This is a genomic window from Pseudomonas sp. WP18, from assembly GCF_036689585.1.
GTDB classification, from domain to species: Bacteria; Pseudomonadota; Gammaproteobacteria; order Pseudomonadales; family Pseudomonadaceae; genus Aquipseudomonas; species Aquipseudomonas chlororaphis_E.
This window is the reverse complement of the sequence record NZ_CP144758.1, coordinates 2,556,743-2,571,469: the sequence shown is the minus strand read 5'-3', so window position 1 is coordinate 2,571,469 and position 14,727 is coordinate 2,556,743. Positions and strand designations below refer to the sequence as shown.

Genomic DNA, 14,727 nt, shown 5'->3' with positions numbered 1-14,727 from the left:
ACCATGGTTACCGTTTTTCGCCGCACCCGAACGCTCGCCGCGTTGCTGTTCACAGGTCTGCTGGGCCTCTCGCTAGGCTCACTGGCACCGCGCGAAGCCCTGGCCGCCGACCCGGCGCCCGCCTTGAGCACCGTGACCGACCTGCTCGGGCGCAAGGTCAAGGTCCACCTTCCGGTCCGGCGGGTGATCCTGGGCGAAGGGCGGCAGTTGTACCTGGTCGCGGCGCTGGACACCCAGAACCCCCTCGAACGCATCGTCGGATGGCGCAAGGACCTGATCCAGTCCGACCCGGACACCTACGGCGCCTACCTGCGCAAGTTTCCCGCCATCGCCAGGATCCCGACCTTTGGCGGCTTCGAGGACGGCACCTTCGACATCGAGCAGGCCATCTCCCAACGCCCGGACGTGATCATCCTCAACATCGAAGCCCAACACGCCACCGAGGACGCCCGCTACATCGAGAAACTCGACGCGCTGGGCATTCCCGTGGTCTACGTCGACTTCCGCAATAACCCGATGCAGAACACCGAGCCCACCATGCGCCTGTTCGGCCAATTGTTTGGCAAGCAAGCGCAGGCCGAGGCGCTCATCGATTTTCGCAACCAACAGATCCGGCGCGTGACCGATGTGATTGAAGCCCGCCACCCTGCCCGTCCCAATGTGTTCATCGAGCGCATCGGCGGCTACACCGATGACTGCTGCCTGAGCTTCGGCAACGAGAACTTCGGGCTGTTCGTCGAGCTGGCCGGTGGCAACAACATTGCCAAAGGCATCATCCCCACCACGTTCGGCCAGTTGAACGCCGAGCAGGTGATTGTCGCCAACCCCGATCAGGTGGTGGTCACCAGCGCCAACTGGGAAGCCTTCGCCCCTGGCGGCCATTGGGTCGGCGTCGGCCCCGGCGCGGACATGGCCCAGGCGCGGCGCAAACTGGCGTGGTATACCCAACGCCCGGCCTATGCGGGCATCAAGGCCCAGGACAACCAAGCGTTCCACGCCATCTGGCATCAGTTCTACAACAGCCCCTATCAGTTCGTGGCGATCCAGCAACTGGCCAAGTGGTTTCACCCGGACTTGTTTGCCGACCTTGACCCGGATGCCGCCTTCCGCGAGTTGCATGAGCGATTCCTGCCGGTGCCGTACGAACCGGGCTATTTCGTCAGCCTGCACGCCCCGCAGGCCCAGCCATGAGCTCGATGAACGAGACCCTGGAGGTCCAGCGGGAAACCTATCGACGCCTGGTGCTGCGCAAACGCTTGATCCTCGGCGCGCTGGTGGTGTTGCTGATGGGCAGCGTGCTGCTGGACCTGGCCCTCGGGCCGGCGCGCTACAGCCTCGAAGAAGTGCTCGGCGCCCTGCTGTCGCCGGACAGCGCGTCCCCGCAAGTTCGGGTGGTGATGTGGGACATCCGCCTGCCGGTGGCCTTGATGGCTGTCGCGGTTGGCGCGGCATTGTCCCTGGCTGGCGCACAGATGCAGACGATCCTCAACAACCCCCTCGCCAGTCCGTTCACCCTGGGCATTTCCGCGGCCGCCGGTTTCGGCGCCGCGTTGGGACTGGCGTTCGGCGTCGCGTTGTTTCCCCTGGCGGCGCAGTACATGGTGCCGCTGAACGCCTTCATCATGGCGATGCTATCGGCCCTGTTGATCCACTTTTTGAGCATGCGCCGCGGCGTCACCGCCGAAACCATCGTGCTGCTGGGCATTGCCCTGGTCTTCACCTTCAATGCCCTGCTGGCGCTGGTGCAGTTTTTCGCCACCGAGCAAGCGGTGGCGGCCGTGGTGTTCTGGACGATGGGCAGCCTGACCAAGGCCACCTGGCCAAAACTGGGGGTCATTTGCCTGGTGATCCTCGTCACCCTGCCGATCTTCGCCAGGCGCGCTTGGGCCCTGACGGCGTTGCGACTGGGCGACGACAAGGCGGCAAGCTTCGGCGTCAATGTGCGCAGCCTGCGCTTTCAAACGCTGATCATGGTCAGCCTGCTCGCCTCGTTCCCCGTGGCCTTCGTCGGCACCATCGGCTTCATCGGCCTGGTCGGGCCGCACATCGCGCGGATGCTGATCGGTGAAGACCAACGGTTCTTCCTGCCGGCGTCCCTGCTCACCGGCGCATTGATCCTGTCCGCCAGCTCGGTAGTCAGCAAGACGCTGATTCCCGGCGCGATCTTTCCCATCGGCGTGGTCACGTCGTTGATCGGCGTGCCGTTCTTCATATCACTGATCCTGGGCGGGAAGAAAAACACATGGTGAAGCTCCAACTGGACAACCTGGGGGCCCGCTACGGCCAGCGCACCGTCATCGAGGGCGTCACCACCGCGGCCTTTGTCGGCGGCCAGGTCGTGGCGGTGGTCGGCCCGAACGCGGCGGGCAAATCCACCTTGTTCAAACGGATGGCCGGCCTGATCGACGGCCCCGGCCAGGTGGTGCTGCAGGATTCGGAAAAAGGGCCGCAAGGCATCAGCTACATGCCCCAGGGCTTGAATGCCAGCGCTCGCTTGACGGTGTACGAGTCGGTGCTGCTGGCGCGTAAACAACTGACCCAAGGCTGGGTCGTCCACGACGATGAACTGCGACGGGTGGACGACATCCTCGCCGCGCTCGGCATCACCGGGTTGTCCTTTCGCAACCTCGGCGAGCTCAGCGGCGGGCAGCAGCAATTGGTGTCGATTGCACAAACCCTGGTGCGTGAACCGGAAATCCTGCTGATGGATGAGCCGACCAGCGCCCTGGACATGCACCGGCAAGTCCAGGTCCTGAAGTTCATGCGCGCCCTGGCCCGCGAGCGCAAGGTCATCGTGTTCATTGCCATCCATGACCTCAACCAGGCACTGCGCTTTGCCGACCAGGTGCTGGTCATTGCCGACGGCACCACCCAGGGCAGCGGCCCGAGCCATGAGGTGATCACCGAGTCGATGCTGCGCCAGGTCTACAAGGTGCAGGCACGGATCGAGCAGTGCAGCCGTGGCGAGCGACACATCCTCATCGACGACATCGTCTGATGGCCGGCGTGGCCAGGCGATGTTCATGCCTGGCCGCGGCCGTGACGTCGACTAGATCCTCTCCATCACCGCACCCTGTTCATCGGCGACACCCTGCAACAGCTCCACCACCCAGTCGATAAACACCCGCACCCGTGGCGACAGCTGTCGATGGGGCGGGTACACCGCAGAGATCGGCCACAGCGGCACCGGGTACTCACCCAACACCTGGACCAGCGTGCCCTCGGCCAACTGCCGCTGAACGTGGTAGCGCGGCACCTGGATCAAGCCGAAGCCAGCTTCGCAGGCCGCGACATAGGCGTCGGCATTGTTGACGGTCAGCTCACCAGGCAATTGCCTCTCGTGCACCTGCCCCGCCACTTCGAATTCGAACGGAAAGAACCGCCCATTGCCGGACGCGAACCGGATGACCCGGTGTGACGCCAGATCCTCCGGCACCTGGGGCGTGCCCGCGCGGGCAAGGTAGCCGGGGCTGGCACAGGTCAGTTGTGGCAGGCGCACGATGGGCCGCGCCACCAAGCCCTGGTCGACGATGTTGCCGGCGCGGATTGCACAATCCACGCCTTCGCGTTGCAGGTGGACCTGCCAGTCATGGAAACCGATGTCCAGTTGCAACGCCGGGTAGCGCGCATAGAACGTCGGCAACCGAGGCACGATCCAGGCGCAGCCAAAGGCAATGGGCATGTCCACGCGCAACGTGCCATGGGGTTGGCTGCGCTGCACCGACAACGAACTTTCCAGGTCGTCGAGGTCGTCCAGCAACTGGCCGCTGCGCTGGTAATAGGCCTCGCCGTCGAGCGTTGCGCGCACCTGCCGGGTGGTGCGGTGCAACAACTGCACCCCGAGGTGCGCTTCCAGTTGCTGGATCAACAGGCTGACGGTGGCGCGCGGCAGCTTGAGGTCGTCGGCCGCCTTGCCAAAGCCGCCCAGCTCGACGATACGCCGGAACACCTGCATGGCCTGTAGTCGATCCATCATCGGGCTCACTGTTTAGAAATGACGAATAGTTAAACCAATAATCACGGATTTATCCACCCAACCGTTTACTGGACACTGAACTCGTCATTCAACACCAGGGAAACCTCACCATGAACACCCGTCAACTCGGCCATCACGGCCCCCACGTTTCCTCCATCGGCCTGGGCTGCATGGGCATGTCCGATTTCTACACCACGGGCGTGGATGAGCAGGAAGCCATCGCCACCCTCCACCGCGCCGTTGAGCTGGGCGTGACTTTGTTCGACACCGCCGACATGTATGGGCCGCACACCAACGAAGCGCTGCTGGGGCGTGTGCTGCGGGGCAAGCGCGAGGGTCTTTACCTGGCGAGCAAATTCGGCCTGGTGCGCAGCAGCGATCCCCATGCCCGTGGCGTCAATGGCCGCCCCGAGTACATCAGGCAATCGATCGACGGCAGCCTCCAGCGCCTGCAAACGGATTACCTGGACCTCTACTACCAGCACCGCATCGATCCGCAGGTGCCGGTGGAAGAATCCGTCGGCGCCATGGCCGAGCTGGTCAAGGCCGGCAAGGTCCGCCACATCGGCCTGTCGGAAGCCAGCGCCGACACCATCCAGCGCGCCCATGCCGTGCATCCGCTGGCGGCCGTGCAAAGCGAGTACTCGTTGTGGTCACGGGAACCGGAGCGCAATGGCGTGCTCCAGACCTGCCAGCGCCTGGGCATCGCCTTCGTCGCGTACAGCCCGCTGGGCCGAGGCTTTTTGACCGGCACCCAGACGTCCGCGCAGGATTTTGCCGCCGATGACTATCGCCGCACCAATCCACGCTTCCAGGCAGACAACTTCAACCACAACCTGGCCCTGGTGGAACGGGTCAAGGCATTGGCCGCGGACAAGGGCATCAGCGCCGCCCAATTGGCCCTGGCCTGGGTCCTGGCTCAGGGCGAATACCTGATCCCGATCCCGGGGACCAAGCAACGCAAGTACCTGGAAAGCAACGTGGCGGCGAGCTCGATTGCCTTGAGCGCTGACGAGCTGGCACGGCTGGACGGGATCTTCACCGCCGAGGGCGCGGTGGCGGGCGACCGCTATGCAGCCGCGACCATGACGCTGCTCGACGGTTGAGCCCATCGTCAGGCGCAGGCCCCAGGCAGCGGCCCGTTACGCTCAAGCCGCTGCCAAACCCGCCGATAGCCTGATGAGCGTTAAGTGATAACGCTTGGGCCTGACCAGGCCTTGCGGGTTACTTAGGGTAATGATCGATGCATTCTGCGCTTAACCGCCTGTTGTGTGGTGTCCTGCTGGCCCTGGCTGCGAACGCTTGCGCGGCCGAGGCCCCGTTGCGCATCGTCACCGAGGAACTGCCGCCCTACAACATGACGGAAAATGGCCGGGTGACGGGCATGAGCACCGAAGTGGTCGAGGCGGTGCTCAAGGAAGTCGGCATGGACGCACCGATCCATCCCATGCCCTGGGCCCGCGCGTATGAGCTGGCGCTCAATGAAAGCAACGTACTGATCTATTCCATCGTGCGCACGCCCACGCGTGAATCACTGTTCCAGTGGGTCGGCGCGATTGCGCCGACCAAGTGGTACATCTACTCGCTGGCCGACCGCCCGGTGAAACTCAACTCGCTGGCCGACGCCCATGGTCACCAGATCGCCACGGTCAACCAGGACGTCGGCGAGCAATACCTGGTGTCGAAAGGTTTTCGCATCGGCGAGGAGCTGCAGTCGAGCACCAAATACGAGCACAACTACCGCAAGCTCAAGGTCGACCACGTGGAGCTGTGGATTTCCAACGAACTCAACGCCCTGTACCTGACCCGCCAGAACGGCGAAGACCCGGACAAAGTGCTGATCCGCTCATTGGCGCTACCCGACTTGAGCAGCGAAGGCCTCAACATGGCGTTCAGCCGCAACACGCCGGTCGAGACGGTCGAGAAGTTCCGGGCCGGCCTGGAAGCGATCCGCCGCAACGGTGTTTACGATGCCATCGTTCGCAAATGGCTATGACATGACCGGCAACTTCAGGGCCGTGTCCAGCGCGCAACCGCGTACCGGGGCATTCAGTTCCCTCGGCCGCCGCCTGGTGCTCGCGACCCTGTTGTTCAGTCTGGTCTTCACCCTGGCGATGGTCACCTGGCGCACCTGGTTGGCCTGGGAGAACAACCTGGCGGAGATGAACTCGGAGCTGGTGCTGATCGACCAGGTGTTCCAGAACACCCTGGCCCACGCCATCTGGGAAATGGACCGTGAATCCCTTGACCAGCAGATCGCCAGCGTCGCGACAGCCGCGCCAGTGGGGCGCGTGGTACTGAACATCGTGCGGCCGGGCCAACCGCCGGAAATCATCGAACTCAACCGATACACCGTCGAGTCTTCCGGTACCGCGCCGGTGCTGCATCGTCAACTCGTTGCACAGCCCTACGCCGGAGCGCACGAAAAGGTCGGCGAGTTGACCATCGAAGGCGATAACCGCCTGCTGTGGGAACGCCTCTGGGACGAAGCCCGCAGCATCGTCATCACCCAGGTCATCCAGTCGTTGCTGCTGGCCGGGTTGGTCATGACCATGTTCAACCGCCTGGTGACCGTGCATGTGGTCCATATCGCCCGTCACCTGGGCGAAGTCGCGCCACAGACCCTCAAGCGCCACCTGCGATTGCAACGGGCGGTGCACCGCCAGGACGAGCTGAGCCTGCTCGAATGCCAGGTCAACGAACTCCAGGACAACCTCCACGCCCACCTGGAACGCCAGCGTTCCGATGAACTGGCCCTCGCCGCCAGCCGCGACCAATTGGCCCAACTGGTGGAGGCACGGACCGCCGAACTCAAGGCCGCCAACCAGGCGCTCGAAGCCCTGTCGCGTCACGATGCCCTGACGGGCCTGGCCAACCGGCGCTATTTCGACGAACTCAAGGAGGTCGAATTCCGCCGGGCCATCCGCCACAAGACACCGCTGGCGGTGCTGATGTGCGACGTCGACTTCTTCAAGATCTACAACGACACCTACGGGCACATGCAAGGCGACCAGTGCTTGAAGCAGATCGCCGAAACCCTGCGCAGCGTCTTCGGCCGCTCGGGTGAACTGGCCGCTCGCCTGGGCGGCGAGGAATTCGTCGTGGTGCTGCCCAACGTCGACGCCCGGCAGGCCAGCGAAGCCGCCCATCGGCTGCGCGCCAGCCTGGCCGAGCGTGAGCTGCCCCATAGCGGCTCCAGCGTCTCGCGCTTCGTCACGCTGAGCATCGGCATCGCCGAGTTGGACCCCGAGAGCATGGACCACTTCGATCAACTGTTGCAGCGCGCCGACCAGGCGCTGTACCGGGCCAAACACCAGGGGCGCGATTGCGTCGCTCTTTAACACCACGCGGCCAACGAGGTCTGTATGCCTAATCGCCTGACACTCTGCTTATGCCTGCTCCTCGCCCTCTTCAGCCTGAAAAGCCAGGCCGGGGCCATCGAAGTCGTGACCGAAGACTCCCTGTACGCCTACCTGCGTGAAGACAAGGTGGCCGGGCCCGGCACGCAGATCGCCGAAGAAACCCTCAAGGCCGCGGCCCTCAACGACTACAGCGTGCTGCTCTATCCCTGGGCCCGGGCCTACGAAAAGGCGCTGCACGAACCCAACGTGCTGATTTTCCCCCTGGACCGCACGCCGGCTCGCGAGCAGTCGTTCAAATGGGTGGGCGAGATCCTCCGGGTGCCGAGCAAGCTCTACAAGCTTCGCGGCGATGACAGCATCGCCGTCAAGGTCCTCGACGATGCCAAGCAGTACAGCATCGGGGTGGTACGCAACGACGCCAAGCAGATCTACCTGCAACAGCGCGGCTTCACCCGCCTGGTGGTGTCGGCTGACAATCACGATAACTTCCAGAAACTGCTGAACCATCAGATCCAGTTGTTGCCGATGCCGGAGAACGCCGCGCGCCTGATGAGCCAGGACACCCACGTGGACTTCAACAGCCTGGAAGAGGTCTATTCCCTCGACGAACAACCCCATCGGGTCTACCTGGCCTTCAGCCTGAGCACACCGGACGACATCGTCGCCAAGGCCCAGCGCGCCTTCGAACAACTCAAGGCATCTGGCGAAGTGGCGCGAATCATGGGCGAAAAGCGGTAAGCTCTGGGAATCGGCACGCCCGCGTGCCAACCACCCAGGAGGTCAGTCCCTATGAGCAAAGCGTCCTATGTTCCGCCTAAAGTCTGGACTCATGAAGCCCCGTCTGGCGGCCAGTTCGCCAGCATCAACCGCCCGGTCGCCGGGCCGACCCACGAAAAAACCCTGCCGACGGGCAAGCAGCCACTGCAGCTCTACTCCCTGGCCACGCCCAATGGGGTCAAGGTCACCATCCTGCTCGAGGAACTGCTGGCCCTGGGGCACACGGGCGCCGAGTACGACGCCTGGCTGATCCGCATCAGCGAAGGCGATCAGTTCTCCAGCGGCTTCGTCGAGATCAACCCCAATTCGAAGATCCCGGCCCTGCTCGACCGCAGCGTGGAACCGCCGATCCGCGTGTTCGAATCAGGCTCGATCCTGTTGTACCTGGCGGAAAAATTCGGCGCCTTCCTGCCCACCGACCCGACCGGGCGCACCGAGACGCTGAACTGGCTGTTCTGGCAGATGGGTTCGGCACCTTACCTGGGTGGCGGCTTCGGGCACTTCTACGCCTACGCACCGGAAAAACTCGAGTACCCGATCAATCGCTTCACCATGGAAACCAAGCGCCAACTCGACGTCCTCGACCGCCGCCTGGGCGAAAGCCCGTACCTGGCCGGCGACCACTACACCATCGCCGACATCGCGGTCTGGCCGTGGTACGGCCAACTGGTGCGCAACAACGTCTATTCGGCCGCCGAATTCCTCGACGCCCAGCGCTACACCCACGTGCAACGCTGGGCCGAAGCCATCGCCAACCGCCCCGCCGTCCTGCGAGGACAACGTGTCAACCGGACCTGGGGTGATGAGGCCAGCCAGGTGCCGGAGCGGCATCGGGCTGAAGACCTGGACTGAAGGTGCGAGGGTCTACTTGTACTGATCCCCCGCCGACGCCGGACTGGTCTGCTTCGCCAGGGCAAACACACACTCATCCAGATAGGGCCTGACGTCCGCCCATTTCTTGCCATCGACGGCAAACCCTCGCAGCTTCTTGCCGGCGTCCACCACGTCAGGCTCATGTTTCATCAGCATGAGCCTGGCCACCGCACTGGCGTCGGCGTCCTTGTGCTTGGTGTGGTTCTGCCTGGCGTAGGAATGGAACTCCTCGATGCGAGCCAGGACCGCTTGGGTACCGTCCATGCACTTGTCGCCGAGAATTTCCTCCCGGCGCTGGACGTGGCCGCCGGCAAAACTGTCCTCCACCAGGTGCAACAGGCTGCCCAAGGCCACCTTGTCCACGTTGGTACGCAGCCAGGGGCGGCCGACGGCAAACAGGTCCTGCACGGTCTGCCCATTATTGAAATGCTGGTCCCAGCCGTCGATCCTGATGTCCTTCAAGTAGGTATTGATGGGGTAAGTACCATCCGCAACACCCCAGGCGAACTCCGCCCACATCATGATCTCCCGTTTGGTCTTCTCCGCGGGATCGCCCTCCTGGGAGGCCATTGCATGCAGAAACTGCAGGTCGCCGAAATGCGAACGTGCGATGTAGTTTCCCGTGCCCATGAAGGCCATCGGGTCCACGGCGCTCTTGTCCTCTGCCTCTTCGAAAAGGTTCACCCAACACCGGGTCTGGGAAATGAACCCCACCGAATAACGACCATCGCACCCCTTGGTCTTGGCATCTTCGGCGCTGGGCATGAACACTGGATCGTCGTTCCAGCGAACACCGGCAATGACATACGCACCGGCATCTTCGAGGTTGGGGTTGTTGCAATACTGCCAATCCCCGTCACACCCATAGATTTTCTGCGTCAAGGCCTCATGGGCGGAATCGCCGAAGCTGTGCAGCGCGAAACTCATGAGAGGCACCGACGCCTTATAGGAAACCCCATACTTCTTGGCCATCTCCCGCTCGGCCTCGGTACCGCTCGGCGAGAGCTGAAACGCCCCGGCCTGCCCAACGCAACCCAACCAAACGCCCCAGGCAATTGCCGCCACTTTCTTGTATTTATTCATGGGTTGTCTCAGCAAAGGCGATGACAAGCTGACGTCTCGTCTGTCGCCATGAAATCGATGGAGTATTCAGGGTAAATGGCCAGAGGCCATCGCCGAAGCATAGCGGGTGCCGCTGGGGCGTCCAGGCGTCGGCGAGCTGATTTTTCCAGGGCCCGGGCCGGACCAGGATAGCCGCCACTCCACACTACTCGACGCTCAAGGACCTCAAGCCTATCGCCAACACCCGGGCATCATCATTCAAGCCAAGTTGCTGTGGGCTGATCGCATCGGCAAGCAACAGCTGCATTCTTGAGAATCCTTGTTCTGCGGCGCGCTGGTGCATCAGGGATGTCACCGGTATATCGAGTACATTGCCGTCCGCTTTTTCAAGGGTGTAGGTGGAAGCCTCTATGCCATTGATAAGGATCGTAACTTTCTGCTGTGCATGACCGGACGCAAGAAACGCCGAGACGCCCAGACGGATGGAGCGCACGGATGCCGATGCTCGAAATACCATTTGCGCCTCGCTCCCCTCGGACCAGGTCCCCCACTGCTCCGGATCAGCCCAGCCTTTAGCCATATAAGCTGCACCGGAATCACCTAGGTTAAATGACACGGTCTGTCCGGGCTCCAGGGAGGGAACAGCATTTATCGGCGTCTGCTCGTTGGCCAACTGGGGGCAACTGCCACACTGTTTCCAGCCCGGCGCGAGCACGGTAAAACCGTCAATCCGGGCGAAAAGATCGGACGATGTGTCAACGTTCCCCACAGCGCGCAACATTGCTCGCTGATCCATCAGATACAGCGAGTCGGGGTCGTACTTGCCCGAAGCCAGGGCCAGGGACGCCTTTGCATCAGACAGTCGCCACTGCTCCGTACTCATTCGTCCCAGATAAACAGCATCCGTTGACAGGTGATGGAGCCCGGCATAGGCAGAAACCGAAATCCAATGTAGAGAAAGGTTCTGCGGCACAATCCACCGCACCTTTTGGTAATGGGATGCAGCGTTTTTCCAGAACGGATCGACAAAGGGCGTCGCCCATTCAGATGACGGCTTGGCCATAAACTTCTTCCTGGCGTCCGACCAACCACCATGGGTGTCGACAACCTGAATCAGCAACGCCGTTCCTAGCAAGGCTATTGCGACGCCGGGTGTATTGGCGCGAATGACCAAGAAAACAATGGCAAAGATCACTGCGTAATAAACCGGCCAGAACATTCGTCCCGATGCACGGAAGATGTTTGCAATGGAAATCACTTCCGGGGGCAGCGGGTACACAAGCTCGAACGAGCCGATCGCGATGTGATTTGAAAATGAAAACAAGGCCAGCCCGAACAGCGCCAGTCCGAGCAAGGGCCGCTTACGCAGCGCAGCTCCCAGGCCTGTGCTGCCGCGTAACCATCCAGCGAAGGCACAGATCGCCAGCATCATCAGGCCCAACCCGAGAAACGCGAAACCATCGCTGTCGCCCAACGCCGCCGGAAGATTTTTCAAGGCATGGGACCAGTTCTGCGGATTGACCAAGGTCAGGATGTTTGCACGGAACAGACCAAACCCGCCGGAAATGATCCCGGCACGCTCCACTGTGAAATACCCGGCCTGCCAGCAACACAGGGTCACTACGCAAAACAGCACACCCAGCTCGACGATCGCCATACCGATGGTCAGGCTGCGCTTAAAGCATTTGGCGGCCAGGTCGGCCAGCCAGATGACCGCAATCATTGCCAGGATATACGCATGGACCAGCGCAGCCGCCGCCAACAACATGCCCCAGGCCAGGCGTCTCCTGGGCAATGCCGGATGGAGATTCAGGTACAGCGCCGCAAGGACCAGAAAATGCCCACCCAGAGACAGGTGTACGGTCATACGCATGATCATGGGCGGGACCACAACGAACAGCGCCGCACCGAGGGCACGGATAGCAATATTGGGCGTGACCAGGCCCACCAGTTGCCAGGCAAACCAGGCCTGTAGCAAGAAACAAGTCAGCAGCCAGAGACCAAAATACTGAAAAGTCTCGGGAAGAATCGACGAAAACGGCTTGAACAGGAAAGCGAAAAGCGGATTGGAATCCGAAAAGATAATGCTGTTGCTCAGTTCGAGCCCATAGGCTGGATTCAGGCCAATGGGGAACGACCAGGGCGAGTGCCTGAAAAACAACCAGCCCAGATAGTGAGTTGCCGGATCACCGTCCCCCAACCAGGCGATGTTCTGCGGGTCCAGCACACGCGGACCGATGATCAGGAAGAAAGCCAACGCGCCAATCAGCAATGGCAGCAGATTAACGAGCCCGTACGCCTGAGTTTTTTTCATCGCCCCTGTTACGGTGTCGAACGATTGCGATGAGCTCGAGATCGATAACTCAGCAGGTTCGAGAGGCGGTGTTCTGTGCTGTAACGTCAATTGATTGCTCTTTTTGTAGTGGTTGTTTCACAATCTCCGGCGATGCTCCCACGCCGTTGACCGAGGTGTATTAGGCAATGGCGGTAGCGGTCAATGCAAGGTAGCCAAGGCGCCTGAAGTTCTTTTCGAGAACACTTTTCGCTCCATCGACATTACCAGTTGCCTCCCGCCATCAACCGTTCATGGTTCAACCGAATGTTTCTCAGTGCCTGAGCGTGTAATTGTGAAATGCGCGATTTCGAGATGCCCATGAGTTCACTGATTTGCGTGAAACTCAGATGCTGGTGGTAATGCCCCTGGATGACTTGCCGTTCATTCGCCGAAAGCAGCTTCACGCACTCGTTCAGCGCATCGCTCTCACGCTCCGCTTCGTAAAGGCTGAGCGGATTGTTGTTCCCCGGCTCCTGGTCAACGATCCCGGACTCCAGGAACAACCCGAACGCCAAGCCGATAGCGACGTTCGCCACCTGCTCCAGATCGGACTCAATACGCCCCTCTTCCTGCGCCCCTGAAATACTCTCCAGCCGTTCTCGGTAGTAACGACGCTGATCGCTCACATAACAAGACAGCCCCTTGAGCACGTTGCCCTTCACATAGGGCTCGGCATAAGACTGGAAGCGGGTACCGAGGTCGGGATTGAACCGATCAATAGCTTGCAGCAAGCCAATCGAAGCCAGATTCACATAATCCCCCCACTCCGCCAGGGGGTGCGGATAACGGGAATACAAAAGTCCGACAACCATCCGCAGCCATTGGCCGTAGAAAAAGAACAGCCGGCTCCTGGCTACTTCTGCCTTGCTGTCCAGCCAATCGCGCCACAAGACTTGCTCATGATCGCCGTCACTGTTGATGCCATCCCTGGCCACGACAGGTTCCACCCGTGGCCTACCCGAGATTGCGCATCAACGTCTGGGCAATCAGGCCCCAGCCGTCGATCAACAGAAACAGCATGATTTTCAAAGGCAAGGAGATGGTAATGGGCGGCACCATGATCATCCCCAGGGACATCAGGATGGACGCTACGACCAGATCGATGATCAGGAATGGCAGGAAAATCATGAAGCCGATCTGAAAGGCCAGCTTCAGCTCACTCAGCATGAAGGCCGGCACCAGCTTTACCGGGGACAACCCCTCTGGCTCCTGTGGCAGCGGAGCCTTGGCCAATTCATAGATCAGCCGCAGGTCTTCTTCATGGGTTTGCCTGATCATGAAATCACGTATCGGCGTCCAGCCTTGCAGCGCTGCGCCATCGAGGCCCACCTTGTTCGCCAGGAACGGTTTGATGCCTGCGTCATAGGCTTTTTCCAGGGTTGGCGCCATGGCAAACAGCGTCAGGAACATCGACAGCACGATCAAGACGATATTCGGTGGCGTCTGCTGCAATCCCAATGCTTGCCGGGTTAGCGACAACACCACGATGTTGCGGGTAAATGTGGTCAGGGCGATGATCAGGAAGGGCAGGAACGACAGCGCCGTCAGCAACGCCACGACGCTGACCGGTGATTGGATCTGGTTGATGTGCAAGCTTCCCCATTCAGAGAAATCATCTGCCGCGGTCGCGACACAGGAAAAGCAACTGAGCACGATAAACAGCAACCGGCGAGTCATGACGAATACTTCAAGAGCGAGCATCCAACGGGGAAGTTGGGGAATGTGGCGACAGGATGGTCACTGTGGCGCCGTTGGAGGACTCAGTGACCAGAACCTGCGAGGTTTCTGTCTTGAGCAGGTACACCTTGGTCTTGGTTGACAATCGCAACGCACGTACGCATTGCAAGTCGACCGGACTGAGTGAAGTGCCTAGAGGGGTCACATGACGTCGCGCGTACCAGCGCATGACGAGGTAAACTACTGCCAGTAACAATGCCGTGATCAACATCACCTTGATCATCAGAATGAACGACAGTGGATCGTCCTGCCGCAACGGCAATCCCATAGGTTGGGCTACGGTTTCAGGTGTCACAATATTTCCGTCAACTGAATGCCAAAATTATCATCCACCGCCACCAGGTTGCCTCGCGCAACAGGTTTGCCATCGAGGCACAGCGACGCAGGCTCGTGAACCTGCTCCAACAACCTGACGACATCACCGGCCTTGAGCGCGAACAATTCATCTACACTCATCGACGCGTTGCCGATCTGAACCACCAGTTCTACAACCACGTGCTTGATCAGATTCATGTCCCGTTTGATCAACGGCGACTGTCCGGCATTGACCACGGCCGCGGCCTCTTCCAATTCAATTGCATCTACTGTTGCGGTCACACCAAAAC

At 61.0% G+C, this 14,727-nt stretch carries 15 protein-coding genes; 8 read left to right on the top strand and 7 right to left on the bottom strand.

Annotated elements, in window-relative coordinates:
• The first annotated feature begins 3 nt into the window (after positions 1-3).
• The 3 genes from V5F23_RS11480 to V5F23_RS11470 are packed head-to-tail and all read left to right on the top strand — an operon-like array spanning position 4 to position 2,998.
• Positions 4-1,191, top strand: a complete 1,188-nt coding sequence (locus tag V5F23_RS11480) for an ABC transporter substrate-binding protein (protein WP_338498437.1) — start codon at positions 4-6, stop codon at positions 1,189-1,191.
• Positions 1,188-2,249: an iron ABC transporter permease gene (locus tag V5F23_RS11475; protein WP_042732499.1), complete on the top strand. Its 1,062-nt coding sequence runs from the start codon at positions 1,188-1,190 to the stop codon at positions 2,247-2,249. The genes V5F23_RS11480 and V5F23_RS11475 overlap by 4 nt, the downstream gene beginning before the upstream one ends.
• Positions 2,243-2,998 (top strand): ABC transporter ATP-binding protein, encoded by a 756-nt coding sequence (locus V5F23_RS11470; RefSeq protein ID WP_042732498.1) that lies wholly within the window; start codon positions 2,243-2,245, stop codon positions 2,996-2,998. Before V5F23_RS11475 ends, V5F23_RS11470 begins: the two co-directional genes overlap by 7 nt.
• A 51-nt stretch (positions 2,999-3,049) precedes the next feature.
• Here the strand turns inward: V5F23_RS11470 and V5F23_RS11465 are convergent, their stop codons facing one another.
• On the bottom strand, positions 3,050-3,973 hold the full coding sequence (locus V5F23_RS11465) for a LysR family transcriptional regulator (protein ID WP_338498434.1): 924 nt from the start codon (positions 3,971-3,973) through the stop codon (positions 3,050-3,052).
• 113 nt (positions 3,974-4,086) lie between these two features.
• Here V5F23_RS11465 and V5F23_RS11460 point away from each other — a divergent pair, with 113 nt between their 5' ends.
• From V5F23_RS11460 to yghU, 5 genes are all read left to right on the top strand, one after another.
• Positions 4,087-5,082, top strand: a complete 996-nt coding sequence (locus V5F23_RS11460; protein ID WP_042732496.1) for an aldo/keto reductase — start codon at positions 4,087-4,089, stop codon at positions 5,080-5,082.
• Positions 5,083-5,219: 137 nt separating this feature from the next.
• Positions 5,220-5,972: a transporter substrate-binding domain-containing protein gene (locus tag V5F23_RS11455; protein ID WP_123578037.1), complete on the top strand. Its 753-nt coding sequence runs from the start codon at positions 5,220-5,222 to the stop codon at positions 5,970-5,972.
• A gap of 1 nt (position 5,973) precedes the next feature.
• The gene (locus V5F23_RS11450; protein WP_338474781.1) at positions 5,974-7,317 is read left to right on the top strand and encodes a diguanylate cyclase; all 1,344 of its coding nucleotides are present in this window, start codon (positions 5,974-5,976) and stop codon (positions 7,315-7,317) included.
• 24 nt (positions 7,318-7,341) lie between these two features.
• A complete protein-coding gene (locus V5F23_RS11445; RefSeq protein ID WP_338474632.1) occupies positions 7,342-8,076 on the top strand; it encodes an ABC transporter substrate-binding protein in 735 nt (244 codons plus the stop codon).
• Between the two features lie 51 nt (positions 8,077-8,127).
• The gene (gene yghU / locus V5F23_RS11440; protein ID WP_338474631.1) at positions 8,128-8,967 is read left to right on the top strand and encodes a glutathione-dependent disulfide-bond oxidoreductase; all 840 of its coding nucleotides are present in this window, start codon (positions 8,128-8,130) and stop codon (positions 8,965-8,967) included.
• Positions 8,968-8,979: 12 nt separating this feature from the next.
• Here the strand turns inward: yghU and V5F23_RS11435 are convergent, their stop codons facing one another.
• From V5F23_RS11435 to V5F23_RS11410, 6 genes are all read right to left on the bottom strand, one after another.
• Positions 8,980-10,071 (bottom strand): hypothetical protein, encoded by a 1,092-nt coding sequence (locus tag V5F23_RS11435; protein ID WP_042727947.1) that lies wholly within the window; start codon positions 10,069-10,071, stop codon positions 8,980-8,982.
• Positions 10,072-10,255: 184 nt separating this feature from the next.
• Positions 10,256-12,364, bottom strand: a complete 2,109-nt coding sequence (locus tag V5F23_RS11430; RefSeq protein ID WP_042727948.1) for a DUF6311 domain-containing protein — start codon at positions 12,362-12,364, stop codon at positions 10,256-10,258.
• Between the two features lie 242 nt (positions 12,365-12,606).
• On the bottom strand, positions 12,607-13,320 hold the full coding sequence (locus tag V5F23_RS11425; RefSeq protein WP_338474630.1) for a sigma-70 family RNA polymerase sigma factor: 714 nt from the start codon (positions 13,318-13,320) through the stop codon (positions 12,607-12,609).
• Positions 13,321-13,339: 19 nt separating this feature from the next.
• Positions 13,340-14,062: a flagellar type III secretion system pore protein FliP gene (gene fliP, locus V5F23_RS11420; RefSeq protein ID WP_042727950.1), complete on the bottom strand. Its 723-nt coding sequence runs from the start codon at positions 14,060-14,062 to the stop codon at positions 13,340-13,342.
• 10 nt (positions 14,063-14,072) lie between these two features.
• Positions 14,073-14,417 carry a hypothetical protein gene (locus tag V5F23_RS11415; RefSeq protein ID WP_042727951.1) on the bottom strand — a complete coding sequence of 115 codons (345 nt, stop codon included), beginning with the start codon at positions 14,415-14,417 and terminating at the stop codon, positions 14,073-14,075.
• On the bottom strand, positions 14,414-14,719 hold the full coding sequence (locus tag V5F23_RS11410) for a FliM/FliN family flagellar motor switch protein (protein ID WP_052497344.1): 306 nt from the start codon (positions 14,717-14,719) through the stop codon (positions 14,414-14,416). Before V5F23_RS11410 ends, V5F23_RS11415 begins: the two co-directional genes overlap by 4 nt.
• Positions 14,720-14,727 lie beyond the last annotated feature (8 nt).